The 24,595-nt window shown below is 66.5% G+C and carries 23 protein-coding genes and 1 pseudogene; 15 read left to right on the top strand and 9 right to left on the bottom strand.

Annotation, left to right across the window (positions count from 1 at the left end):
- Positions 1-7 precede the first annotated feature (7 nt).
- Positions 8-1,258, top strand: coding sequence for a glycerate kinase type-2 family protein (locus E3U26_RS16160; protein ID WP_499106005.1), 1,251 nt, complete (start codon positions 8-10; stop codon positions 1,256-1,258).
- A gap of 269 nt (positions 1,259-1,527) precedes the next feature.
- Here E3U26_RS16160 and E3U26_RS16155 read toward each other — a convergent pair whose 3' ends face one another.
- A complete protein-coding gene (locus tag E3U26_RS16155) occupies positions 1,528-1,995 on the bottom strand; it encodes a hypothetical protein (protein ID WP_499106004.1) in 468 nt (155 codons plus the stop codon).
- Here E3U26_RS16155 and E3U26_RS16150 point away from each other — a divergent pair.
- From E3U26_RS16150 to E3U26_RS16125, 6 genes and pseudogenes are all read left to right on the top strand, one after another.
- Positions 1,885-2,669: pseudogene (locus E3U26_RS16150) on the top strand (ABC transporter permease). The gene E3U26_RS16155 and the pseudogene E3U26_RS16150 overlap by 111 nt on opposite strands.
- 49 nt (positions 2,670-2,718) lie before the next feature.
- The gene (locus E3U26_RS16145) at positions 2,719-3,624 is read left to right on the top strand and encodes a dihydrodipicolinate synthase family protein (protein WP_072461324.1); all 906 of its coding nucleotides are present in this window, start codon (positions 2,719-2,721) and stop codon (positions 3,622-3,624) included.
- A 1-nt stretch (position 3,625) separates the two neighbouring features.
- Positions 3,626-5,128, top strand: a complete 1,503-nt coding sequence (locus tag E3U26_RS16140; RefSeq protein ID WP_499106003.1) for an aldehyde dehydrogenase — start codon at positions 3,626-3,628, stop codon at positions 5,126-5,128.
- Positions 5,129-5,435: 307 nt separating this feature from the next.
- Positions 5,436-6,395: an ornithine cyclodeaminase family protein gene (locus tag E3U26_RS16135; protein ID WP_499106002.1), complete on the top strand. Its 960-nt coding sequence runs from the start codon at positions 5,436-5,438 to the stop codon at positions 6,393-6,395.
- A 144-nt stretch (positions 6,396-6,539) separates the two neighbouring features.
- Entirely contained in the window at positions 6,540-6,755 is a 216-nt protein-coding gene (locus E3U26_RS16130) for a hypothetical protein (protein WP_114536834.1), read from the top strand.
- A 128-nt stretch (positions 6,756-6,883) separates the two neighbouring features.
- Positions 6,884-7,207, top strand: coding sequence for a hypothetical protein (locus tag E3U26_RS16125; protein WP_499106001.1), 324 nt, complete (start codon positions 6,884-6,886; stop codon positions 7,205-7,207).
- A gap of 236 nt (positions 7,208-7,443) precedes the next feature.
- Here E3U26_RS16125 and E3U26_RS16120 read toward each other — a convergent pair whose 3' ends face one another.
- From E3U26_RS16120 to E3U26_RS16085, 8 genes are all read right to left on the bottom strand, one after another.
- A complete protein-coding gene (locus tag E3U26_RS16120; RefSeq protein ID WP_499106358.1) occupies positions 7,444-8,214 on the bottom strand; it encodes a pyrroline-5-carboxylate reductase family protein in 771 nt (256 codons plus the stop codon).
- A 73-nt stretch (positions 8,215-8,287) separates the two neighbouring features.
- A complete protein-coding gene (locus E3U26_RS16115; RefSeq protein WP_499106000.1) occupies positions 8,288-10,009 on the bottom strand; it encodes a chloride channel protein in 1,722 nt (573 codons plus the stop codon).
- Between the two features lie 43 nt (positions 10,010-10,052).
- On the bottom strand, positions 10,053-10,967 hold the full coding sequence (locus E3U26_RS16110) for an aminotransferase class IV (RefSeq protein WP_072463447.1): 915 nt from the start codon (positions 10,965-10,967) through the stop codon (positions 10,053-10,055).
- Between the two features lie 26 nt (positions 10,968-10,993).
- Entirely contained in the window at positions 10,994-11,764 is a 771-nt protein-coding gene (locus E3U26_RS16105) for an amino acid ABC transporter ATP-binding protein (RefSeq protein WP_036755495.1), read from the bottom strand.
- A gap of 19 nt (positions 11,765-11,783) precedes the next feature.
- Positions 11,784-12,449 carry an amino acid ABC transporter permease gene (locus E3U26_RS16100; RefSeq protein ID WP_024844347.1) on the bottom strand — a complete coding sequence of 222 codons (666 nt, stop codon included), beginning with the start codon at positions 12,447-12,449 and terminating at the stop codon, positions 11,784-11,786.
- A gap of 10 nt (positions 12,450-12,459) precedes the next feature.
- Positions 12,460-13,125, bottom strand: a complete 666-nt coding sequence (locus E3U26_RS16095) for an amino acid ABC transporter permease (protein ID WP_024844348.1) — start codon at positions 13,123-13,125, stop codon at positions 12,460-12,462.
- Between the two features lie 76 nt (positions 13,126-13,201).
- Positions 13,202-14,026, bottom strand: coding sequence for a type 2 periplasmic-binding domain-containing protein (locus tag E3U26_RS16090; RefSeq protein WP_499105999.1), 825 nt, complete (start codon positions 14,024-14,026; stop codon positions 13,202-13,204).
- Positions 14,023-14,841: a GntR family transcriptional regulator gene (locus E3U26_RS16085; protein WP_499105998.1), complete on the bottom strand. Its 819-nt coding sequence runs from the start codon at positions 14,839-14,841 to the stop codon at positions 14,023-14,025. The genes E3U26_RS16090 and E3U26_RS16085 overlap by 4 nt, the downstream gene beginning before the upstream one ends.
- 507 nt (positions 14,842-15,348) lie before the next feature.
- On the opposite strand from E3U26_RS16085, the gene E3U26_RS16080 reads away from it, so the two are divergent.
- From E3U26_RS16080 to E3U26_RS16045, 8 genes are all read left to right on the top strand, one after another.
- A complete protein-coding gene (locus E3U26_RS16080) occupies positions 15,349-16,236 on the top strand; it encodes a substrate-binding domain-containing protein (protein ID WP_499105997.1) in 888 nt (295 codons plus the stop codon).
- Between the two features lie 60 nt (positions 16,237-16,296).
- Positions 16,297-17,808 carry a sugar ABC transporter ATP-binding protein gene (locus tag E3U26_RS16075; protein ID WP_499105996.1) on the top strand — a complete coding sequence of 504 codons (1,512 nt, stop codon included), beginning with the start codon at positions 16,297-16,299 and terminating at the stop codon, positions 17,806-17,808.
- Entirely contained in the window at positions 17,805-18,782 is a 978-nt protein-coding gene (locus E3U26_RS16070; RefSeq protein WP_499105995.1) for an ABC transporter permease, read from the top strand. Before E3U26_RS16075 ends, E3U26_RS16070 begins: the two co-directional genes overlap by 4 nt.
- A gap of 2 nt (positions 18,783-18,784) precedes the next feature.
- Entirely contained in the window at positions 18,785-19,726 is a 942-nt protein-coding gene (locus E3U26_RS16065) for a sugar kinase (protein WP_499105994.1), read from the top strand.
- A 3-nt stretch (positions 19,727-19,729) separates the two neighbouring features.
- Entirely contained in the window at positions 19,730-21,007 is a 1,278-nt protein-coding gene (locus E3U26_RS16060) for a class II D-tagatose-bisphosphate aldolase, non-catalytic subunit (RefSeq protein WP_499105993.1), read from the top strand.
- Positions 21,008-21,183: 176 nt separating this feature from the next.
- Positions 21,184-22,206: a LacI family DNA-binding transcriptional regulator gene (locus E3U26_RS16055; RefSeq protein ID WP_072463455.1), complete on the top strand. Its 1,023-nt coding sequence runs from the start codon at positions 21,184-21,186 to the stop codon at positions 22,204-22,206.
- Between the two features lie 109 nt (positions 22,207-22,315).
- Positions 22,316-23,620 carry an ABC transporter substrate-binding protein gene (locus tag E3U26_RS16050; protein ID WP_499105992.1) on the top strand — a complete coding sequence of 435 codons (1,305 nt, stop codon included), beginning with the start codon at positions 22,316-22,318 and terminating at the stop codon, positions 23,618-23,620.
- Positions 23,621-23,721: 101 nt separating this feature from the next.
- The gene (locus E3U26_RS16045) at positions 23,722-24,594 is read left to right on the top strand and encodes a carbohydrate ABC transporter permease (RefSeq protein ID WP_499105991.1); all 873 of its coding nucleotides are present in this window, start codon (positions 23,722-23,724) and stop codon (positions 24,592-24,594) included.
- Position 24,595: the final 1 nt, after the last annotated feature.

The following is a 24,595-nucleotide window of genomic DNA, read 5'->3' as shown; positions in this document are numbered from 1 at the left end:
CAAGGCGATGGCTCGCGACCCCAGGAATTTCCTGCTGCGCCTGTTTTCCGCGGCGGTGGACAGCGCCGATCCGGCGAAGACGGTCGCGCGCCATCTGCCGGACCCGCCGCGCGGCCGGGTCGTCGTGGTGGGGGCGGGCAAGTCCGCCGCCGCCATGGCCCGCGCGGTCGAGGAGGCCTGGCCCGGCGTGGACCTGTCGGGGGTGGTCGTCACCCGCTACGGCCATGCCGTGCCCACCCGCCGGATCGAGGTGATCGAGGCCGCGCATCCCGTTCCCGACCGGAACGGCGCCCAGGCGGCGCGGCGCATCCTGGATGCGGTCGGCGGGCTCGGCCCCGAGGATCTGGTGCTGGCGCTGATCTCGGGCGGCGGCTCGGCGCTGATGACCGCGCCTGCGCCGGGGCTGACGCTGGACGACAAGATGCGGGTGAACCGCCTGCTTCTGGCCTCCGGGGCGCCGATTTCGGTGATGAACCGGGTGCGGCGGCGGCTATCGGCCATCAAGGGCGGGCGGCTGGCGCTGGCGGCGGCCCCGGCGCGGGTGGTGACGCTGGCGATCTCGGACGTGCCGGGGGACGATCCGCTGGCCATCGCCTCGGGACCGACGGTGCATGACCCGGATGCGGGGGCGGACCTGTCCGAGGTGGTGCGGATGCTTGGCCCCGTCCTGCCCGAGCCGGCGCGCCGCCTGCTGCTGGAAGCGCCCGAGCCCCTGCCGGCATTCGGGGCGGATTACCGGCTGATCTCGACCCCGATGCTGGCGCTTGAGGCGGCGGCGGCCCGCGCCCGCGCCGAGGGGGCGACGCCCCTGATCCTCGGCGACGCCATCGAGGGCGAGGCAGCCGCGGCGGGCCAGGTCATGGCCGGCATCGCCCGATCCGCCGCGCTGCATGGCCAGCCGATCCGGGGCCCGGCCGTGCTGCTGTCGGGCGGCGAGACCACCGTCACCATCGGCGCGGCCAGGCCCGGACGCGGCGGGCGCAATACCGAGTTCCTGCTGGCCATGGCGCTGGCGCTGGACGGCACCTCGATCCACGCGCTGGCCTGCGACACCGACGGCATCGACGGGACCGAGGATGCGGCGGGCGCGATCATCGCCCCCGACACGCTGGCCCGCGCCCGCGCGGCCGGGCTGGACCCGGCGGCGGTGCTGGCGGGCCATGACAGCTATGGCCTGTTCGCGCGGCTCGGCGATCTGGTCAAGACCGGGCCGACCCTGACCAATGTCAATGACTTCAGGGCGGTATACATTCCATAAACCCAACCCCTGGCGCCGGGGGTCGGGGCGGCCGTGGCGCTGGACCTCGTCCCCGTGCTGCGCCGCTGTGCGGTCTGCGGCCCTGATCCTGGCCCTGGCTGCATCCGTGTACCCTGGGATGACTGCCCCGGTCGGGCCCAGGGCTTCGAACACCCCGCCCTTCCGCTTTCGATGAGCGGCAGCTATTCGGCGGTAAGGTTCGCCGCCTCGGCGCGGGTCGCGCGGTCGAGGATCAGCGGCATGAGCCCGCCTTTCGCCAGGTCTCGACCTCAAGGCTCGTCTCGATGGCGGCTCGCCTCGAACGCCTCGACCCTGCCCGAGGCGCGGTGGATCGCCACGCGGACAGGCCCGCGCGGTTCCAGCCGCGATGGATCGAGCGTGATCCCGACCCGGTCCTCGACCGTCAGCGCCAGCGACTGCGGCGTCGTTCCCGCAGGCAGGCGCAGCGGCAGGATGCCCATGCCGATCAGGTTCGAGCGGTGGATGCGCTCGAAGGCCTCGGCTCGGCGCTGGCGGCGGTGTTGCTGGTGCTGGTCGTCGGCCTGATCTGGATCCTGTCGCGGATCGTCCGGCTCGATCGGCTGCTCTGATCCATTCCCCGTCGCTTCCAGCCAGAAAGAGCCACCATGCGCAACGATCAACCCGGCCGGATCAGCACCCTTTGCGTTTATGCGGCGATGCTGTTTCTGATCGCGCCGCTGCTGGCGATGATCCCGATCTCGTTCACGCCCAAGCATTTCCTGTCGATGCCGGACGGCGACTGGTCGCTGCGCCATTACCAAGAGCTGATGTCCAGCGCGCAATGGCACGACGGCATCCTGACCAGCGCCTTGGTGGCGCTGCTCGCCGCAGGGCTGGCGACCGTCTTCGCGACGCTGTTCTGCATTGGGATCGGGTATGCGAAATCGCGCTACGGCGCGGCTTTCATCGGCATCGTGCTGGCGCCCCTGGCGGTGCCGCCGATCATCTCGGCGCTGGCGCTCTATTTCCTCGTCACCCCACCAACACCTTCGACACGTTGCCGGGGGTGGTGATCTCGCATGCGGTGATGTCGGTGCCCTATGCCGTGGTGGCGCTCCTGGTCACGCTGAGCCAGGTCGACCGCCGGATCGAACTTGCCGCGCGCAACCTCGGCGCCTCGATCTGGCAGACGACCTTCTGGGTGCTCCTGCCCAACATCCGCTTCGGCGTGCTGACCGCCGCCTTCCTGTCCTTCGTGATGTCATGGGAGGAAATCGCGGTCACGCTGTTCGTCATCTCGGTCAAGATCGTGACCCTGCCGCGCATGATCTGGGCCGGGCTGCGAGACAACGTCGATCCCGTCATCGCGGCGATCTCGGTGGCGCTGATCCTGCTGACCCTGTTCGGCATGGTCGCCAAGCTGATCGTGTCGCTGCGCCCGAAGGCATGAACCTTGCCCGGCGTCGATCGCGAGCCATGGAAAGCAAAGGAAGACTCGCATGGTTCTTGAAGGCATTTACACGCCTGTGATCACGCCGTTCCAGGGGGATGGCTCGATTGATTTCGACGCTTTGGGCGATCTGGTCGAGCGGTTGGTGGCTGCGGGGGTGCACGGGTTGATCTCGGGCGGCTCGACCGGCGAGAACTATGCCGAGACGGTCGAGGAGCGGCTGGAGCTGGCCCGCTTCATCACCGAGCGCGCCGACGGCCGGCTGCCGGTCATCGTCGGCACCGGCGCCATGCGCACCCCCGATTCCATCGCGCTGGCCCAGGGCGCGCGCGAGATGGGGGCGGATGCGATCCTGCTCGGCACGCCGCCCTATTCGGTGCCGACCGAGGCCGAGAACGCCGCCAACGCGCTGGAAATCGACCGCGCCGCCGGCCTGCCGGTGATCCTCTACAACTACCCCGGCCGCATGGGCGTCAGCATGGGGCGCGCGTTCCTCGACATCGTCGGCCAGTCGCCGAACGTCATCGGCATCAAGGAAAGCTCGGGCGACGTGAACCGCATCCACACGCTGGCCTGCGACTATCCGCAGATCCAGCTGAGCTGCGGCATGGACGACCAGGCGCTTGAATTCTTCGCCTGGGGCGCGCGCAGCTGGATCTGCGCCGGCTCGAACTTCCTGCCCGAGGAGCATGTGGCGCTTTACGAAGCCTGCGCCGTGCGCGGCGATTTCGCCCAGGGCCGGCGCATCATGACGGCGATGATGCCGCTGATGGCGGTGCTGGAACAGGGCGGCAAGTTCATCCAATGCGTCAAGCACGGGGTCGAGACCACCGGCCTGCGCGCCGGGCCGATGCGCCCGCCGCTGCAGGGGCTGAACGACGGCGAAAAGGCCGAGCTGGAAGGCGTCATCGCCACGCTGAAGACCGCCGTCCAGGCCATCGTGGAAGGGAAGTGAGATGACCGATCTGCTGAGCACCGAGGATTACAGGGCCATCGCCGCCGGGCTGTCTTTCCCGACGCAGGCCTTCATCGACGGCGCCTTCCGTCCCGCGCTGTCGGGCAGGACCTTCGCCACCACCAACCCGGCGACGGGCGCGGCGCTGGCCGAGATCGCCGCCTGCGATGCGCAGGACGTGGACCTGGCCGTGGCCGCCGCCCGCGCCGCCTTCGAGGACGGGCGCTGGTCGCGCCTGCACCCCGGCGAGCGCAAGGAGGTGCTGTTGCGCCTGGCCGCGCTGATACAGGAACACGCCCGCGAGCTGGCGGTGCTGGAAAGCCTCGATGCCGGCAAGACCATCTTCGACTGCGAAACCGTCGACGTGCCCGAGACGATCCATGTCATCAAGTGGCACGCCGAGCTGATCGACAAGATCTACGACCAGGTCTCGCCCGCCTCGGACAACCATATCGCCATGGTGGTGCGCGAGCCGGTGGGCGTGGTCGGGCTGGTGCTGCCCTGGAACTTCCCGCTGCTGATGCTGGCCTGGAAGATCGGCCCGGCGCTGGCCGCCGGCTGCTCGGTGGTGATGAAGCCCGCGGGCGAGACGACGCTGACCGCGCTGCGGGTGGCGGAACTGGCGGCCGAGGCCGGGCTGCCGGCGGGCGTTTTGAACATCGTCACCGGCTCGGGCCGCGAGGTGGGCGAGCCCTTGGGCCGGCACGCGGACGTGGACATGGTCAGCTTCACCGGCTCGACCGCGACGGGTCGGCGGTTCCTGAACTATTCGGCCGACAGCAACCTCAAGGAGGTGGTGCTGGAGCTGGGCGGCAAGAACCCCTGCATCGTGCTGGACGATGCCGAGGACCTGGACGCGGTGGCGGCGCATGTGGTGAACGGCGCGTTCTGGAACATGGGGCAGAACTGCTCGGCCGCCAGCCGCCTGATCGTGCAGCGCGGCATCAGGGACCGGCTGCTGGAGAAGGTCCGGGCCGAGGCGGCCGGCTGGCTGGTGGGCGATCCGCTGGATCTGGCGAACCGCGTGGGTCCGCTTGTCTCGAAGGCGCATTTCGACAAGGTCAGCAGCTATCTGGATGCGGCGAAATCGGAAACCGTGCTGGTCGGCGGCAAGGTGGTGGCCGAGGGCTTCATCGAGCCGACCATCGTGGAAGCCGCGCGCGATTCCCGGCTGGCGGTGGAGGAGATCTTCGGCCCGATCCTGACGGTGATCGTGGTGGACAGTTTCGAGGAGGCGATCGCGGTCGCCAACGACACCGACTACGGGCTTGCGGCCTCGATCTTCTCGGCCAACGGCAAGCGGGCGTTGCGCGGGGCGCGGGCCTTGCGGGCGGGCACGGTGACGGTGAACAGCTTCGGCGAGGGCGACGTCACCACCCCGTTCGGCGGCTACAGGCAATCGGGCTTCGGCGGCCGCGACAACAGCGTCCACGCCCATGACCAGTACACCCAGCTCAAGACAATCTGGATCGACCTCAACCAGCAAGACGTGAGCCTGGGCTAGCGCTCTCCCAAGCCACCCGCTGCTTGGGGACGGGTGGCTTGAAGTGACTGGGTGAAAAGCTTTTCAGGGATCCTGGTGCATCGAAAGAGGCTTGCCCAGGATCGGGAACTTCGGGGCGGCGGCGTCGCATATCGCCGCTCGCCCAGGCCCAGGCATATGCTTCCTGCTTCGGCGACTGGACGAAGGAGCATGTTGCCCGTTATCAGTTGCGTCAGCGCAATCCGTGCCGGCCCGGCCCGGCCCGGCCTGGGCGTCACCATCGACTGTTTCGGCGCCCCGGTCGCCAGCTTTTCGGGAAGGAAAGACCATGCTTCCAGCCGTGCTGACCTATGAGGCAAGCGTCCATGCGCTGGGCTGGCCGGGTGCGATAGACGCCCTGCGCCGTGGCCACCGGCTGCCGCGGCCCGAGCAGGGCGACCTGCTGCTCGGCTCGGGCGATGCCAGGCTGCTGAACCGGGCCGCCCGGATCGAGGGCCTCGGCTTCGCGATCAAGGGCGACAGCATCTTTCCCGGCAATGCCGCCAAGGGCCTGCCCACGGTGCATGGCGCGGTGCTGCTCTACGATCCCGATTGCGGCGCCGTGCGCGCCGTGCTCGACAGCCAGCTGGTCACGCAGGTGAAGACCGTGGCCGACAGCCTGCTGGGCGCGCAATGCCTGGCGCGCCCGGACAGCCGGCACCTGCTGATCGTCGGTGCCGGCGCGGTGGCGGCGACGCTGGCGCGCGGCTATGACGCGGCCTTCCCCGGCATCGAGCGGATCTCGATCTGGTCGCGGCGGACCGAGCAGGCCCAGGCGCTGGCCGCGACGCTGGGCGATCTGCGGGCCAAGGTCGCGGCTGTCGAGAACCTGCCCGAGGCCGTGGGCCAGGCCGACATCGTCTCGGCCGCCACCATGGCGCGGCAGCCGGTCCTGCTGGGCGAATGGGTGCGGCCGGGCACGCATGTCGACCTGATCGGCGCCTTCACGCCGGAGATGCGCGAGGCCGACGACGCGCTGATCGCCTCGGCCCTGGTCTACGTGGATTTCGTCGACACGGTCGTGGACCGGATCGGCGAGATCATGCAGCCGATCCTATCGGGCGCCATCAGCCGCGGCCATGTGCAAGGCGACCTCTACGATCTGGTGGCGGCGGACGGGTCCAGCCGCCGGTCCGATGACCAGGTCACGCTGTTCAAGAACGGCGGCGGCGCGCATCTGGACCTGATGATCGCCAGCTATGTCGTCGAGGCGGTCGAGGCGTCAAGGATCTGTTCCACGGATGGATAGGCCCGCGCCCCGGACGCGGATCTTGTGGCTTGTCATGCGCCCAGGTTTTCTTGGCAGGCCCGCCGCATGACCGAGCGACCCAAAGCGGTTGCCAAGGCAGCGGGTGAGTGACACGGCCCACAAACAGGGGCGAAGGGGATCGTCGTGGCCAAAGCCGAGCCGCTGGGAAGCCTTGTCGCGCGGATCGCGCATTGGTTGCCCGGCCGCGTGATCGTCGCGGATGCCGCCATCGGTCGCACGCGGATCCGCGGCCTTTTCGACATTTCCGACCCCGAGCGCGCGCTGGACGCCGCCGTCCGCCCGACCGGCGGCCGGTTGCGCCGGGTCTCGGGTCTGTTGGCGGTCATCTCCAGCGTCTGAACTTTTTTCGGCAATCGACCGAGTGAATCGCCCGCCCGGTTGTCTTAGTCATAAGGTTGGGCAATGCCTACAACCACAACAAGAACGTAAGGCATGGCGCGGTTTATCACGCCCTGACCCCGCGGCACATGCTGAAGCTGTGGACGGACTACACCCTGCCGGGCGTATACTTCCGATGGACCGTCGGCGGCGGCGTGACGGTGAAAGGCCGCCATGGCACCTCGGGGACCGCGCGGATCGGCGGAGCGAGCCAGGACTACCGGATCCGGCAGGGCGGTCATGCGGTTGGGGACGCGCATGTCAGCTGCCGGATCGACGATCCGTGGCAGATGATGCTGAACGTCAACGATGTCTTCGACAAGCCCTATTATTCGGTGCTGGGCCCGCCCACCGGCGGCAACGGGTATGGCGAGCCGAGGAACGCCACGCTGACGCTGCGCGGGCGGTTCTGACCTTGCCGGGCCGTCGCCGATCCGTTCGGCGATACCGCGCTGCAAGGCGGGGCCCGGTCGGGAAGGCTCAGCCTTCCGCTGACTCCCTTCGCGCTGGCCTTCTGCCGGCACCGGCTTGCAGGCGCAGGCCCGGTCCGCGCGGGTGGACGGGAAGGGCGGTGGAGATGGTGGAAACCGGCAAGGCGAAGGTCGCTTGCCGGCGGCTGCTTACCGGAGCCCCGTCCTGCCGGGAGCGGCTATTGCCGGGGGCTTTCCGGCGTGGCGGTTCGGGAAAGCTCTCGCGCCCGCTGCGCGGCGGCGGCGACGGCTTTCAGGCAAAGTTCCGGCAACGCGCCTTCTGCTTCGAAGACGGCCAGACCGGCCTCGGTCGTGCCCGCCTTGCTGGTCACGGCTTTCTTCAGCTCTTCCGCCGTCCGGGGATCGGCATGCATGAGTTCGGCCGCGCCGCGGAAGGTTTGGCGCACCAGCAGGTCGGCAAGCGCGGCATCCATGCCCGACGCCACGGCCGCTTCCATCATGTATTGCGCAAAGGCGAATATGTAGCCCGGCCCGCTGCCCGCGACCGCGGTTGCCGCATCGATCAGGGTTTCGTCCGAAAGCCAGCGGAACTGGCCGACGGCCTCGAACAGGGTCGCGACCATGCGCCGGTCGGCCTGGGTCAGCCCATCCGCGGCAACTCCGACGGTCATCGCCTGGCCGACAAGGGCGGGCAGGTTCGGCATGGTCCGCGCGATCCTTTCGCTGCCGAGCCGTGCTGCAAGCGCGTCCAACGTGACGCCCGCCATGATCGATGCGATGGCGCCGGAGCGGATCACCGAAATCGCCAAGGCGGAGAGCTCGGCAAATTGCTGCGGTTTCACGCAGAGGATGCCGAGATCGAACCTGGCCTCCCCGAGCTTTGCGAAGTCCGGGTGGGTCTCGACCGCCATGCCGGCGGGCAGAAGCGCCTTTGCCCGCTCGGGCGAGGGGTCGACGACGGTGATCCTCGCATCGGGGATCGCCCGCATCGCGGCAGAGGCGATCGCGCCACCCATGTTGCCGCAGCCGACAAACAGAAACCGTCTCATGTCCTGATCCTTTCTAGCCGCGCTGGGGATAAAGCCGGCGGTTGACCTCGTTCGAATAGCGCCGCAGGCAATATTGCTCGTTCAGCGTGCCGAGAACCCGGTGGTCCGCGTCCAATACCGCGAGCGTATCGGCCTCGTGGCGGCCGAATGCCAAGATCGCCTCGCGCACCGTCTGGTCGGGCCGCAACCATGCCGATGTCTGGTGGGCGATGGAGGCAAGCGGCATCTGCGGGTCCAGCCCTTCGCCATAAAGTTCGCTGGTGATGCACAGCCCGGCATAGCGGCCGGCGTCGTCCACCATCGGCACCGCCTTGGTCGAGCCCGGCGGAAACCGGCGCCGGGCCTCTGCCAGCTTCATCGATGCCGGTGCCTCGGACGCGACGCGACGCATCATCTTTCCGACGCTGAGTTCGCGCACCCAGCCGATGTCCGCGGCCGAACGGATCGTTTCCCCCCGGATATGGAAACGCCAGGTGGAAAAGCTGAAGCCGAAGAACTGCCGCACGATTGCCGTGGCGATCAGCGCGGCAAACAGCACCGCAAGCGCCAGCGGCAGGCTCTTGGTCGTCTCGAGGGCAAGGAAGCACATCGCCAGGGGGGCGCCGATCACCGCCGTCGCCAGGGCGCACATGCCGACCACGGCAAAGACGACGATGGGCAGTTCAAGGCCAAATGCGATCAGCCAGACGATGCCGAGGATCTTGCCCAGGATGGCCCCGAGCAGAAGCGACGCAAAGAACAGCCCGCCCCGGAAGCCCGACCCGATGGAGATGACCGAGGCGAGCGCCTTCAGCACGAAAAGCAGGACAAGGGCACCCAGCGTCAGGTTGCTGCCGAACACCACGTCCATCGCGCCATGGCCGGAGGACAGCACGCGCGGCGTCGCCAATGCCAGCAGGCCGACGCAAAGCCCGCCGACAACCGGCTGGCTCCATCCCGGCAGGACGCTTTTGCGGAACGTGTTCTCGGTCGCGGAAACGGCGCGCATGATCAGGATGCCGACCACGGCAGAGATGACGGCAAGCACCGCGATGGGGATGAAGGACGGTGCCGGGATCTGGCCGGCGAAATAAAGGTCCAGCCCGTGATGCCCGCCGACAAGGCGGGTGACGGCCGTCGCGGAAATCGCGGCGGCAAGGACGGGCAGAAGCGCGGCGACCGTATAGGAGGCCAGGACAAGCTCGAAGGCATAGAACGCCCCGGTCAGCGGCGCGTCGAAGGCGGCGGCAATCGCGCCCCCGGCACCGGCGGCGACCAGCTGGCGCAGGTCTTCCCGGCGCAGGCGAAGCTTTTGGCCGCCCCATGAGGCGAGGGCCGAAGCGGCCTGGGTATAGGCCGCCTCCATCCCGACCGAGGCGCCGAACCCGCTGGAAACCATGGTCTGCCCGGAAATGAACAGGCTGCCGGGCACGGCGATCTTGCCGCCGGTCACGGCATTGGCCTCGATCGGGTCGGCGACGCGCCGGAACCAGCGCTGGCCGATCAGATAGGACGCGCCGAGCAGGATACCACCGGCCAGCGGGCCGGATAGGGCGCGCAAAGGGTTCACGCTTTCCGCGCCGCTGACCTCGCCGGCGGAATCGAAGATCAGGACGGCCATGAAGGTCACGGCTTCCTGCATCAGGACCACCGCGCCGCCGGCGACGATCCCGATCACGGCCGCGATCACCGTATAGGCGATCTCGCTGCGGCGGACCAGCGCGCGCAGGCGGAAGGGGGCGAGCAGGCGCCGCAACCGATGGCGCCTGCGATTGAATCCGGTTCGCTTTGCCACCGGCTTACTGCGAAATATACTCTTGGTAGAGTTGGTTGATCCGGGCGGTGCGGGCGCCGGGCTTCCCGTCCCCGATGGGGCGACCGTCGATCATCGCGACCGGGGTGATCCCCCCAAGCGTGCCGGTGACGAAGGCCTCGTCCGCGGAATAGACCTCGGCCAGGGTGAAAGGCTTTTCGCGCACGGTGAAACCCGCTTCGCGCCAGATATGGATCGCCTTTTTCCGGGTGATGCCGTTGAAGCAGGTCAGCCCTTCCGAGGTCCAAAGCTCGTCGCCCCGGAAGATGAAGAAATTGGTCGAGTTGCAGGAGGCCACGAAACCCCGGTCGTCGAGCATCAGCGCCTCGTCCGCCCCCATGTTGATCGCCTGGATGAGGGCCTGGATGAAATTCAGGCGGCTGTGCGAGTTCAGCCGCAGGTCGAACACGTCCGGCGTCGAACAGCGGATGGTGGAGGTCATCAGCTTCAGCCCCTTCTTCTTCAGTTCGGGGTTCGGCTGCTTGTATTCGGCGACGATCACGATGGTCGCGCCGGCGACGACGAAGCGCGGATCCTGGTTCGGCGTCGACTTCAGCCCGCGCGAGATCATCAGCCGGATATGGACGCCGTCCTCCATCCCGTTGTGGCGCAGGCATTTCCAGACCTCCTCGACCAGGCCCTGCTTGGAAAGGCCGATGTCCAGCTGGATCGAACGCGCGCCTTCGAAGATGCGGTCCATATGCTCGTCGATGGCCAGAAGCTTGCCGTTGACCAGGCGAAGACCTTCCCACACGCCGTCGCCAAGGACGAAGCCCGCATCGAAGATCGACACCTTGGCCTCGTCGCGCTTGTAGAACTGGCCGTTGACATAGATCTCGACGGATTCGTTGCGCGGATCCTTGACATAGCTTTGCGACGAAGCGCTGCTCTGCGGAGTCATTTCAGTGTCCTTTGATATGTGGAAGCTCAGAAGGCGAATTCGCCGAAACGGCGCAGGAATTCCTGCGTGCGGGCTTGCCGCGGGTTTTTCAGAACCTCGTCCGGCGTGCCGACCTCGTGGAACACGCCGTCCGCCAGGAAGATGACCTTGGTCGCGAAATGATAGGCGAATCCAAGCTCATGCGTGACCAGAAGCATGGTGCGGCCTTCCTCGGCAAGGTGATTGATCACCCGCAGGACCTCGCCCACCAGTTCCGGGTCGAGCGAGGATGTCGGTTCGTCGAAAAGCAGGATCTCGGGTTTCATCGACAGGGCGCGGGCAATCGCCACGCGCTGCTGCTGGCCCCCGGAAAGGCGGCCGGGCCAGGCATCGACCTTTTCCGACAGGCCGACCTTGTCCAGTTCCTGCAGGGCGATTTCCCGTGCCTGCTCCCTCGCCATGCCCTTGACGGTGACAAGCCCCTCCATGACGTTCTGAAGCACGGTCATATGCGGGAAAAGGTTGAACTGCTGGAACACCATCCCGACGCGTTCGCGCACCGCGCACAGCTGGCGTTCCGGGTAGGTGACCTGGCCGTTCCTTTCGGTGCCGATGCGCTTGCCATCCAGCCAGATTTCGCCCTCGCTCAGCGTTTCCATGAAGTTCATGCAGCGCAGGAAGGTGGACTTGCCCGAGCCCGATCCGCCGATGATCGCGATGCGCTCTCCCGCTGCGACGGAAAAGTCGATGCCCCTGAGGACGTGGTGGTCGCCGAACCGCTTGTGCAGGCCCTTGATCTCGAGAATTGGCTTTTGCATGGGGTATCCTTTCCTTTGCTCAGGACGACCGCGCGAGGCGCTTTTCCAGACGCCCTGCCAGGAAGGTGCCGGGATAGATCAGCACGAAATAGATGAAGGCCACCGCCGTCAGGATCTCGAACGGGCGGTAATAGGTCGAGGACAGAAGCCGGCCCTGATACATCAGCTCGTGGACCGAGATGACCGAGGCGAGCGAGGACATCTTGGCGACCTCGATCATCCGGTTGGTGAAGGCGGGAAGCATCCTCTTGACCACCTGGGGCAGGATCACCCGCCGCATCGCCTGGGCATGGGTCATGCCGATGGCCTTGGCCCCCTCCATCTGGCCGCGATGGATCGACTTGATGCCGCCCCGGAAGATCTCGGCCGAATAGGCCGTCGTGTTCAGCGTCAGCCCCAGCAGGGCCGCGGTGAAGGGGGTCAGCTGCACGCCGATCAGGATCGGGAAGGCGTAGAAGAACCAGATCAGCTGGATCAGCACCGGCGTGTCGCGGAACAGTTCGACATAGACCAGGCTCGGGATCGAGAGCCAGCGGCGCGACGACAGCCGGGCCTGCGAGATCAGGAAGCCGCCGATCAGCCCCAGCGCGATCGAGGGCAGCCAGATCTGGATCGTCACCCAAAGCCCGCGGGCAAGCACGGGCCAGTTGTCCAGGACGACGCTGAAATCGGGGGAATAATTCATCATTGGCCTCTTACTGATAGGCGGTCAGCCGCGCCTCGGCGAGGCGCGCGAGCTGGCTGGCGGTGACCAGCAGGACCAGATACATCAGCGCGATGGTCGTATAGACCTCGAGGGGCCGGAAGGTTTCGGCATTCACCATCATCGCCTGATAGAGCAGGTCCGCATAGGCGAGGGTCGAGGCCAGCGCCGTGGTCTTCAGCAATTCGAAGCTGCGCTCGATGAAGGGCGGGACCATGCGCGAAATCGCCTGCGGCACGATTATGCGCCGCATCAGCGCGGCATGGGTCATGCCAAGCGCGCGGGCGCCCTCCCACTGGCCGCGCTCGATCGAGACGATGCCGCCCCTGAACACCTCGGCATAGAAGGCGCCGGATTGCGTCGAAAGCGCCAGGACGGCCGCGACATAGGGATCGAGGCTGACGGACAGAAGCACCGGCAGCGCATAGAAGAACCAGAAGAAATGCACGATCGGCGGCGTATTGCGGTAGAACTCGATGAAGATCGCCGCGGGCCAGGAAAGCCATTTGCGCGGCGAAAGCCGCATCAGCACCAGCACCAGGCCGACGACGACGCCCAGAAGGATCGACACGATCGCGATCTTGATCGTATTCAGGAAACCGATCGCAAGCATGTCGAAACGGGCAATGACCGGGCCGAAGTCCCAGGAATAGTCCATCTGACATCTTTCGCTTGGGGGGAAGAAGGCCGGCGCGCCCGGTCACGGGACCAGGCGGCGGGCCGTCCGGGGTGGTCTACCAGCTCTCTTTCACGAGGCCCGGAATGCCGGTCGGGTCGATGTTCTTGCTTTCCAGATAGGCACTGAAGATCTGGTCCGGGACGCCTTCTTCATAGAATTTGGCGAAGGTTTCCCCGACCCAGGTCCTGAAGCTGTCGTCGCTTGCCTTGCGCATCCCGGCCGAGGTGGCGACAGGATCGACCGGCGTGGGCAGCACGACCTTGCCCATCTTCAGCCGCGAATATTGCACGACAAGCGCCGGATGGAACTGCACCACCGCGTCCACGCGGCCGGCGGCAAAGGCGGCGATCGCCTCGTCATTCGAGGAGAAGCGGTTGATCGCCGCACTCTTCATCATCTCGGTCACGTTGCGGTCTAGCGAGGTGCCCAGGGTCACGCCCAGCTTGGTTTCCGGCGTGTCGAGGTCGGCCCAGCTTGCGACGGCGGAATCCTCGGGGACGAGTGCCCCCATGGCATAGTAGAACAGCGGCTGATCCGGGAAATCGACGGCGTTCCGACGCTCTTCGGTGGGGTCGAGGACGAACATGATGTCGAACTGGTTGGCTTGCAGCCCCGCGACGGCATTGGCCCAGCTCGTCTCCACCGGGACCATCTCGACGCCCATTTCCTGCGCCATGCGCTCGCCCATGGCGATGCCGACGCCGGTCCATTTCTCCGTCATCGGATCCTTGAAGAACCAGGGCTCGGCCGAGGTCACGCCGATGCGCAGCTTGCCGCTGGCCTTGACCTGCGAAAGCGTATCGTTGTCCGCCGCAAAGGCGCGCGCATAGGGCAGGCAGGACGCAGCCGCCCCTGCGATCAGGAACATCCGTCGTTTCATTTCGTTCTCCCGTTGGGTGATGTTTGCCGCCTTTGCTCGTCGAGGGACTCGACGAAGGCCTTGGTCTTGTCGAGACCGCGCCGCATATGGCTGTGGATCTCGTTCTTCATCGCCTCGAGGCTGTCACCGCAGGCGAGGCGAATATAGTCGTCATGGCTTTCGCGCAGCGGCCCGGTGATGCCATGGGCGCGGTGATGCGCCGCCCAGTAAAGTTGCAGCCGGCCGCGAACCGCATCCCAGCTGCTGAGCAGCAGCTTGTTGCCGCACCATTCATAGGCCAGCCCGTGCAGGTCGAGTTCGGCGTCGATCGCCCGGACATCGTCGCGGGCGTCGATCGCCTCCAGCAGCTTGTGGTGGCGTTCGGCCATCTCCCCCCGGAAGGCCGCATCGCGCCGGTCCCAGGCCTGTTCGAAGGCAAAGATTTCCAGACAGATCCGCATCGAATAGATGTCGTTGATGTCGGCGGTCGACAGATCCAGCACGCGCGTGCCGGTATAGGGGACGGTGACGAGCAGGCCCTGGTCGATGAGGTGCCGCATCGCCTCGCGCATGGGCCCGCGGCTGACGCCGAAACGCAGCGCCAGCGCCGTCTCGGTGACCGGCTCTCCGGGCGCGAATTCACCGGACAGGATCGCCGACCGCAGCATGGCCACCAGCTGGGCCCCCATCGTTTCACGTCTTATCGACTGCGCAGCCATGGTTCCCGTCCCGCTGTCCGAATCCCTGATTGCAGATTGTCTACAATGAAAGCGTGAGTCGGAGGAGCAGAAAATGCGACCGGCATCGCAGATGGATGTCTTGTCGTTGTTTGTCATGGATATTTTTATCTATTTCCTGGCGGAATGATGGCGGGGGGAGGCCGCTTCAGGGACAGGGTCGCCAAGGGGAGGGGGCATCGGTGGCTGGCCGCGGGCCTTTGATTCGATGCGGAGACGCGGGCGTTCGGGCCGAGGTTTCTGGAAGCCGTGCCGGCATCGCTGTTTCAAGCAACGGCACAATCCCTGCCGGCCCCCGGATGAGGCCGGCAAGGCCATGTCGCCTTTCACGATTCGCCGGTTGCTGCTTACGCTGTCCGGCTTGCGTGGTCTTTGGGGTCGAAACCCTTCCAGAAGGCATCCGGCCTTGCCTCGCGCTATTACAATTTGAAATCAATTCGATAGGTTTGATGCGCTCGCAAAATATCTTCGCGAACAAACTTTAAATTTGACACGAGTAAAATATATAGCTAGCGTCCCCTGAGCCGCCATAGGGGGAGGAGCTTCGGCGGACGGCCGGGACTTGCCGGCACCATCTCCTCGAAATCGAGATCCTGGGAGGACTCCATGACCTTCAAGAAAGCGCTTTCGGCGCTGTTGACGACTGTTGCCTGCGGGGTGGGCGGGGCGGCCCATGCCGATGGCATCGGCGCCTCGCTGCTGACCCAGCAGCATCCGTTCTACATCGAGCTTGCCGATGCGATGAAAGCCCAGGCGGAAGCTAGGGGCGTGCCGCTGGAAATCAGCATCGCCAACCAGGATCTGAACAAGCAGCTGGCCGATGTCGAGGATTTCATCGTCAAGGGCGTCGATGTCATCGTGATCTCGCCGGTGGACAGCCAGGGGGTGATGGCTGCCATCGCCAAGGCGGATGCGGCGGGGATCAAGGTCGTCACGGTCGACGTGCCCGCCGCCGATGCCAAGGTGACGTCGCATATCGGCACGGACAACTACACCGGCGGCGTGAAGGCCGGCGAGCTGATGGCCGAGGTTCTGGGCGGCAAGGGCAAGGTCGCGATCATCGACTATCCGACCGTGCAATCGGTCGTCGCGCGGGTCGAGGGCTTCAGGAAGGCGCTGGAGGCGCATCCCGAAATCGAGATCGTCGCCCAGCAGACCGGCATCACGCGGGCCGAGGCGCTGGCCGTCGCGCAGAACATGCTCCAGGCCAATCCCGACATCTCGGGCATCTTCGGCTTCGGCGACGATGCCGCGCTGGCCGCCGCCGTCGCGGTGAAGTCGGCGGGCCTTCAGGACCAGGTCAAGGTGATCGGCTTCGACGGCATGGAGGAGGCCCGCAACGCTGTGGACGCCAACCCGGTGATGGCCGGTGTCATCCAGCAGTTCCCCGACCAGATGGGCAAGACCGCGGTGGATACCGCCGCGATGGTGATCGAAGGCCAGGACGTGCCGGCCGAGCAGCCCATCGTCCCAGGCGTCTACGTCAAGAAGTGACCGCTGCGCCGCAGGGCTTCGGCGATGCCTTGCGGCGTGACCACGGGGGGAGGTGAACGGATGAACCAGCCAGCGGAATTCGTGCTGTCCTTGCGCGATATCAGGAAGAGCTTCGGCCCCGTCGAGGCGCTGAAGTCCATGCGGCTGGATGTCCGGCCGGGCCGCGTGCATACCATCCTGGGCGAGAACGGTGCCGGCAAGTCGACCTTGATGAAGATCCTGGTCGGCGTGCATCCGCCTTCGGGTGGCGAGATGATGCTCGACGGCCGAGCCTATGCGCCGCAAAGCCCGAAGGACGCCGCCGCCCAGGGGCTGGCGATCGTCTTTCAGGAACTCAGCCTGTGCAACAACCTCAGCGTCGCCGAGAACATCATGGCGACGCATGAACCGGCGCGCTTCGGCTTCATCAACGACCGGACGCTGCGGGCGAATGCCAGGGCGCTGGTGCGCGAGCTTGGCCTGCCCGTGGACGTCACCGCAAAGGTCGGGCGGCTGTCCATCGCGCAGCGCCAGCTTGTCGAGATCGCCAAGGGGCTCAGCCGGCCCGCCAAGGTGCTGATCCTGGACGAGCCGACCTCGTCGCTGTCGGATTCCGAGGCCGAGATCCTGTTCCGCATCATCGACCGGCTCAAGGCGCGGGGCACGGCCATCATCTACATCTCGCACCGCATGGAAGAGATCATGCGCCTGTCCGACGACATCACCGTCATCCGCGACGGCGCCTATGTCGCGGCACGCGCGCGCGACGAGACCTGCATCGAGGAGCTGATCGCGCTGATGGTCGGCCGAAGGATGGACGAGATCTATCCGCCGCGGCTTTCGCCCGTGCCCGGTGCGGATATGCCGCCGATGATTGCCGTGCGGGGCCTGTCCTGCGCGGGCCGGTTCCGGGATGTCGGCTTCGAGGTCCGGCCGGGCGAGATCCTCGGCTTCTTCGGCCTGATCGGCTCGGGCCGCTCGGACGTGATGAATGCGCTGTTCGGCATGCGCCAGGCGAGCGGCGAGATCCGCATCGACGGCAAGCCAGCCAGGCTGCGCAATCCCGCAGACGCCATCGCCGCCGGGATCGGCTTCGTGACCGAGAACCGCAAGGAGGAAGGGCTGGCCCTGGGCGCCCCGGTGCGCTCGAACATCTCGATGGCGGCGCTGGACGGCTTTGCGGGAAAGGGCGGTTTCCTGCGCTTCGGCAGCGAACGCCGCGCGGCCAGGGCAGAGGTGCAGCGCCTGGGGGTCCGCACCAATTCGCTTGAAACGCTTGCGGGCAAGCTGTCCGGCGGCAACCAGCAAAAGATCGTGCTGGCGAAATGGCTGCTGACCCGCCCGCGCGTCCTGATCCTGGACGAGCCGACGCGCGGCGTCGATGTCGGCGCGAAATTCGAGATCTATCGCATCATCCGCGAACTTGCCGCCGAGGGGACCGCGATCCTGCTGGTCTCCTCGGAACTGCCCGAGGTGCTTGGGCTGGCGGATCGCATCGCCATCCTGGCCGAGGGGGAGTTGAGGGCCACCTTGGCCCGCCGCGACCTGACGCCCGAGCTTGTCATGGCCCATGCAACGGGAACGCATCAATGACCCAGACAACCGACACGACCCTTGGCGCCGGGCGAGAGCAGCTGCGCGCCGCCTTGCATCAATACGGGGGCATCCTCGTCTCGCTTATCCTGCTTTGCGTGATCTTCACCGTCCTGAACGAGCGGTTCATGACGGTCGCGAACCTGACCAACATCCTGCAACAGGTGGCGGTGGTCGCCATCGCCGCCTTCGGCATGACCTGGGTCATCCTGCTGGGCGAGATCGACCTGTCCATCGGCTCGATCATCGCGGTGGCGGGCATGGCGGGCGCGCAGGCGCTGGCCTTTGGCTGGGGCTTTGCCCCCGCGCTGCTGTTCACGCTTCTGGCCGGCGCGGCGATGGGGCTGGTGAACGGCGTGCTGACCGCCCGGCTGATGCTGCCGTCGTTCATCGTCACGGTGGCGACGATGGGCATCTATCGCGGCTTGGTCAGCCTGCCGACCAACGGCGCGCCGGCGATGATCTCGGACCCGGCCTGGACGGCGATCGGCAGCGACAGCTGGCTCGGCCTGCCGATCATCATCTGGATCGTCGTGGCGCTGTTCCTGTTCAACCATGTCCTGCTGTCGCGCACGACCTTCGGCCGGCGCGCCTATCTGACCGGCGGCAACCGCGAGGCGGCGCTTTATTCCGGCATCAAGGTGGACCGGCTGAAGATCGCCATCTTCACCCTCTCGGGCGTGATGGCGGCGGTGTCGGGGATCCTGCTGTCCTCGCGCCTCTATTCGGCCCAGACCAATGCCGGGATGAGCTACGAACTCGACGCCATCGCCGCGGCGGTGCTGGGCGGCACCAGCCTGGCGGGCGGCGTCGGCACCATGGTCGGCACGCTGATCGGCGCGCTGATCATCGGGGTGATGAACAACGGCATGAACATGCTGTCGGTGCCCTATTTCTACCAGCTCATCGTCAAGGGCCTCGTGATCCTGGTCGCGGTCTGGCTGGACGTGCGCGCCAAGCAGAAGCGGGGTTGAGCATGAACAAGGTTCTGACCATCGGCGAGGTTCTCGTCGAGATCGTGGCGACCACCCGCGGCAACGGCTTTCTTGCGGCGCAGCCGCTGGTCGGCCCCTTCCCCTCGGGCGCGCCCGCCATCTTCATCGACCAGGTCGGCAAGCTGGGAACGCCTTGCGCCATCATCTCGCGCGTGGGCGACGACGATTTCGGCCGGGTGAACCTTGAAAGGCTGCGGGCCGACGGGGTGGATGTCTCGGGCATCGAGATCGCGGCGGGCGAAAGCACCGGCAGCGCCTTCGTCCGCTACCGCGAGGATGGCAGCCGCGCCTTCGTCTACAACATCCGCCACGCCGCCTGCGGCAAGCTGCGGCCGACCGCGGCATCCGAGGCGCTGATCGAAAGCTGCACCCACCTGCATGTCATGGGCTCGGCCTTCTCGGCGCCGGAGCTGGGCGGGATGGTGATGGACGCGGCGCGGCGCATCAAGGCGCGCGGCGGCACCATCTCGTTCGACCCGAACCTGCGGCCGGAACTGTTGGACGCGCCCGGCATGCGCGCGGCGCTGGATGCGGTGCTGGCGATGACCGACCTGTTCATGCCCTCGGGCGAGGAGCTGTTCCTGTTCGATGCGGGCCGGGATGAGCCGGCGGTGATCGCCAGCCTGCTGGATCGCGGCATCCGCACCGTGGTCGTCAAGCGCGGCGCGGGCGGCGCCAGCCTGTTCCAGCGCGGCCTGCGCGTCGATGCCAAGCCGCTGGCGGTCGAGGAGGTCGATCCCACGGGGGCCGGCGACACCTTCGGCGGCGCCTTTCTCAGCCTGTGGCTGGCCGGGTCCGACCCGGCCGAGGCGCTGCGCCTGGCCAATGCCGCGGGCGCGCGCGCCGTGACCCGGCTGGGGCCGATGGAGGGCACCTCGACCCGCGCGGAACTGGACGCGCTGCTTTCGGAACAAAAAGGCTGAAGTATGACCTATAATCCTCTGAAATCCATTGCGGAATGGCGCGACGGTCACGGCCCCTCGGGCATCCCTTCGATCTGCACCGCGCATCCCATGGCGATCGAGGCGGCGATGCGCTGCACCCTGCCGACCCCCCTGCCGCTGCTGATCGAGGCGACCTGCAACCAGGTCAACCAGGACGGCGGCTATACCGGCATGACCCCCGCCGATTTCCGCCGCTTCGTGGAAAGGATCGCGGCGCGCACGGGCTTCCCGCCGGAGCGGCTGATCCTGGGCGGCGACCATCTGGGCCCGAACCCGTGGAAAGGCCTGCCCGCCGACCAGGCGATGGAGAGGGCCGAGGTGATGATCCGCGCCTTTGCCGCGGCTGGCTTCACCAAGTTGCACCTGGACTGTTCCATGGGCTGCGCCGGCGAGCCGGTGGCGCTGGACGATGCCGAAACCGCGACCCGTGCGGCGCGGCTGGCCGCGGCGGCCGAGGCGGCGCGACCCCAAGGCGGCGTTGCCCCGGTCTATATCATCGGCACCGAGGTTCCGATCCCCGGCGGCGCGATGGAAGAGATCGAGGGGTTGGAGCTGACCAGCCCCGATGCCGCCCTGACCACCTTCGATGTGCATCGGCGGGCCTTCGCGGATGCGGGCCAGCAGGACGCCTTCGCCCGCGTCATCGGCCTGGTGGTGCAGCCGGGGGTCGAGTTCGGCAATCACAACGTCATCGACTATGACCCCGCGGCGGCGCGCGACCTGTCCGCCGCGCTGGCGCAAATGCCCGGCACGGTCTTCGAGGCGCATTCGACCGACTACCAAACCCGCGATGCGCTGGCCGCCCTGGTCCGCGATGGTTTCGCCATCCTCAAGGTCGGGCCGGGCCTGACCTTCGTGCTGCGCGAGGCGCTTTACGGGCTGGATGCCATTGCCGGGGAACTGTTCCCCGGCCGGCGCCGGCGGACCCTGCGCCAGGCCATGGAGGCGGTGATGCTGGAGGCGCCCGGCAACTGGGACCGCTACTATCACGGCACCGATGCCGAGCGCGCCTTGCAGCGGCATTTCTCCTACAGCGACCGCATCCGCTATTACTGGCCGCAGCCTGCCGCCGAGCAGGCGGTGGACGAGCTTTTCGCGCTGCTGGACGGGGTGGACCTGCCCGAGACGCTGGTCGCGCAATATCTGGGCGGGCTTTATCCCGCGGTCCGGGCCGGCCGCCTGCGGCCTCGCGCCAGGGATCTGGCGCTGGCGGCGGTCGAGCGGCTGGCGCAGGATTATGTGGCGGCCTGCTGTTCCTGAACGGCCCCGCCGCCGTGCAAGGGCCGGGATCTTCCCGGCCCTTCGCCGTTCCCGGCCATGCTGCACCAGGGATCGCGGCTATTGACCCTCGCCGTTTCGCGGCTGATATTGTCAAGATAAGTCTTTACGCGAGACAAGATATTGCTTTCGGATTTCCAACCGAAAGGGGAGGCGGCATGGAAGAGCAGAAGATCAGGAATATGGAAGAGTTTTCGGCGGTCAGCGGTATCTCGCGGCCGACGATCTCGAAATATTTCAACGACCCGTCCAGCGTCCGCCGTTCGACCCGAGAGCGGATCGAAGAGGCCATCGCCCGCTACGGCTATCGGCCGAACCTGTTCGCCATCAACCAGAACCGCAAGTTCACCAAGAACATCGGCATCATCGTCCCGCATATCGTCGATCCCTTCTATGCCGAGATCGTCCGCCAGATCGAGACGCGCTGCGTCGAGGCGGGCTATTGGGCCATCGTCCTGGGCTCGCACGGCGATGCCGAGCGCGAGCTGAGCGCCATCGAGATGCTCTATTCCCTGCGCATCGCCGGGGCGATCATCGCGCCCCTGGGGGACACTTCCGTCTCGGACCGCATCCGGCAGCTTGCGGCGGACATTCCCACGGTGATCTTCGACAACCATATGAACGGGGACGAGATTTTCGTCGGCACCGACAATTTCCAAAGCGTCGGGCTGATGGTCGACTACCTGTGCCGCAGCGGCGAGCCGCCCTGTTTCCTGGACATGCCCGCCGTCAACACCAATGCCCGCGAACGCCGCGAAGCCTATGTCCGCGCCATGGAGGAGCAAGGCTTCGAGCCGCATGTGATCCCGGCCGAATCGGCCGGCTGGGATTTCGAGGAACTGGGCTACAATGCCGGGCTGCGCCTGCTGCCCACGCATCAGCTGCCGACGAATACCGTGCTTTGCGCCAACGACCGCATGGCGATCGGGCTGATCGCGGCGGCCTTTGAAAAGGGCCTGCGGGTCGGGCGCGGTGCCGCCACGGCGCTGCGCGTGGCCGGCCATGACGACCACCCGATGGCCCGCTTTACCGCGCCGGCCCTGACCACGGTGGCGCAAGATTATGTTTCCATTGCGGAAAACAGCGTCTCGACGCTTTTTGGCATGATCGAGGACGGGGTGCGCCCCTCCAGCCCGCTGCGCCGGTTGGAGGGCAGGCTGATCCTGCGTGCCTCGGCCTGATTATTGGTTCGCGACTTCTAAAAAATTTTCGCGCGTAAAAATATTGATTGACCCATTCGGTGGAAATCCGTAGCTTCCTTGGCAACAGCTTCACCGAGGGAGGACAAGGATGAAACTGAAGACGGCGTTGCTGGCCGCGACGGCGATCGCCCTGACGGGCGCCGCGCAGGCCGAGGAACTGACCATCGCCACCGTGAACAACGGCGACATGATCATCATGCAGAAACTGGCCCCCGAATGGGAAAAGGCCACCGGGCACAAGATCAACTGGGTGATCCTGGAAGAGAATGTGTTGCGCCAGCGGGTGACGACCGACATCGCCACCAAGGGCGGGCAATTCGACATCATGACCGTCGGCTCCTACGAGGCGCCGATCTGGGGCAAGCAGGGCTGGCTGATGCCGCTCGACGACTTGGGCGAGGATTACGACTACGGCGACCTGATCCCCTCGGTCGCGGCCGGGCTTTCGGCCGACGGCAAGCTGGTCGCGGCGCCGTTCTACGCCGAAAGCTCGTTCACCATGTATCGCAAGGATCTGTTCGAGGCGGCGGGGCTGACAATGCCCGAGCAGCCGACCTATGACCAGATCGGCGAGTTTGCCGAAAAGCTGACCGACAAGTCCAAGGAACAATACGGCATCTGCCTGCGCGGCAAGCCGGGCTGGGGCGAGAACATGGCCTTCCTTGGCACCTTGGTGAACACCCATGGCGGGCAATGGTTCGACATGGACTGGCAGCCACAGATCGACAGCCAGCCCTGGCAGCAGGCCATCACCTATTACGTCGACCTGATGACCAAATACGGGCCCCCCGGCGCGGTCAGCAACGGCTTCAACGAGAACCAGGCGCTTTTCCAGACCGGCAAATGCGCGATCTGGATCGACGCCACCTCGGCCGCGGGCCGGGTCTACGACCCCAAGCAAAGCGAGGTCGCCGACAAGATTGCCTTCGCCCCCGCGCCGCAGGCAGTCACCCCGGCGGGTTCGGCCTGGTTCTGGGCCTGGTCGCTGGCCATCCCCTCCAGTTCGACCAAGGCCGACGTGGCCAAGTCCTTCATCGCCTGGGCGACCTCCAGGGACTACGTGAAGCTGGTCGGCGAGAACGAGGGCTGGGTCGCCGTGCCGCCGGGCACGCGGCTGTCGACCTACGCGCTGCCCGAATATCAAGAAGCCGCGCCCTTCGCCGCGACCGTGCTGGCCTCGATCGAGGCGGCAGATCCGGCCAAGCCTACCAAGGATCCGGTGCCCTATACCGGCATCCAATATGTGACGATCCCCGAGTTCCAGGGCATCGGCACGGTTGTCGGCCAGCAGATCTCGGCTGCGCTGGCCGGGCAGACGAGCGTCGAAGCGGCCCTGAAGGCCGCCCAGGACTACGCGGCGCGCGAGATGACCCGCGCCGGCTACCCCAAGTAAAGGGCTCCTCCCTGGAGGGGGGCGGAGCGGCAAGCTCCGCCCTTTTCGAGAGCGGCCGATACCCGTCCGCACGCGCCGATCATCTTTCATTGGAGACACGCATGGCCACCGCGCATTCGCGCGCGCTTGCGCGCCTGATGGTCTCGCCCTCGGTCATCCTGCTGCTCTTGTGGATGATCGTGCCCCTGGGCATGACCGTTTATTTCAGCTTCCTGCGCTACAACCTGCTCATGCCCGGCATGGAGACCTGGGCGGGTTTCGACAATTACTATTACTTCGCGACGCAGCCCTCGTTCTGGATCGCGCTGAAGAACACGCTGTACCTGGTCCTTGGCGTGCTTTCGATCACCGTGATCGGCGGCATTGCCCTGGCCTTGCTGCTGAACCAGCCCTTCTGGGGGCAGGGCATCGTCCGGGTCATGGTCATCGCGCCCTTCTTCGTCATGCCCACGGTCTCGGCGCTGGTGTGGAAGAACTTCTTCATGAACCCGGTCAACGGCATGTTCGCGCATCTGGCCAAGGCGCTGGGGTTCGCGCCGCTGGACTTCCTGTCGCAGGCGCCGCTGATGTCGATCATCCTGATCGTTTCCTGGAGCTGGCTGCCCTTTGCCACGCTGATCCTGCTGACCGCGCTGCAATCCTTGGACAGCGAGCAGGTGGAGGCGGCCGAGATGGACGGCGCAGGCTGGCTTTCGCGCTTTCGCTACCTGACGCTGCCGCATCTGACGCGCTCGATCACCGTGGTGGTGCTGATCCAGACCATCTTCCTGTTGTCGATCTTTGCCGAGATCCTGGTCACGACCAACGGCGGTCCCGGCGTCGCATCGACCAACCTGCCGTTCCTGGTCTATTCGCAATCGCTTCTGTCCTTCGACGTGGGCGGCGGCTCGGCCGGCGGCATCATCGCCGTCATCCTGGCCAATATCGTCGCGATCTTCCTGATGCGGATGATCGGCAAGAACCTGGACGCATGAG

Origin of the sequence: Paracoccus ferrooxidans (assembly GCF_029909815.1) — a bacterium.
GTDB classification, from domain to species: Bacteria; Pseudomonadota; Alphaproteobacteria; order Rhodobacterales; family Rhodobacteraceae; genus Paracoccus; species Paracoccus versutus.
This window is presented reverse-complemented; position numbering and strand designations above follow the sequence as displayed.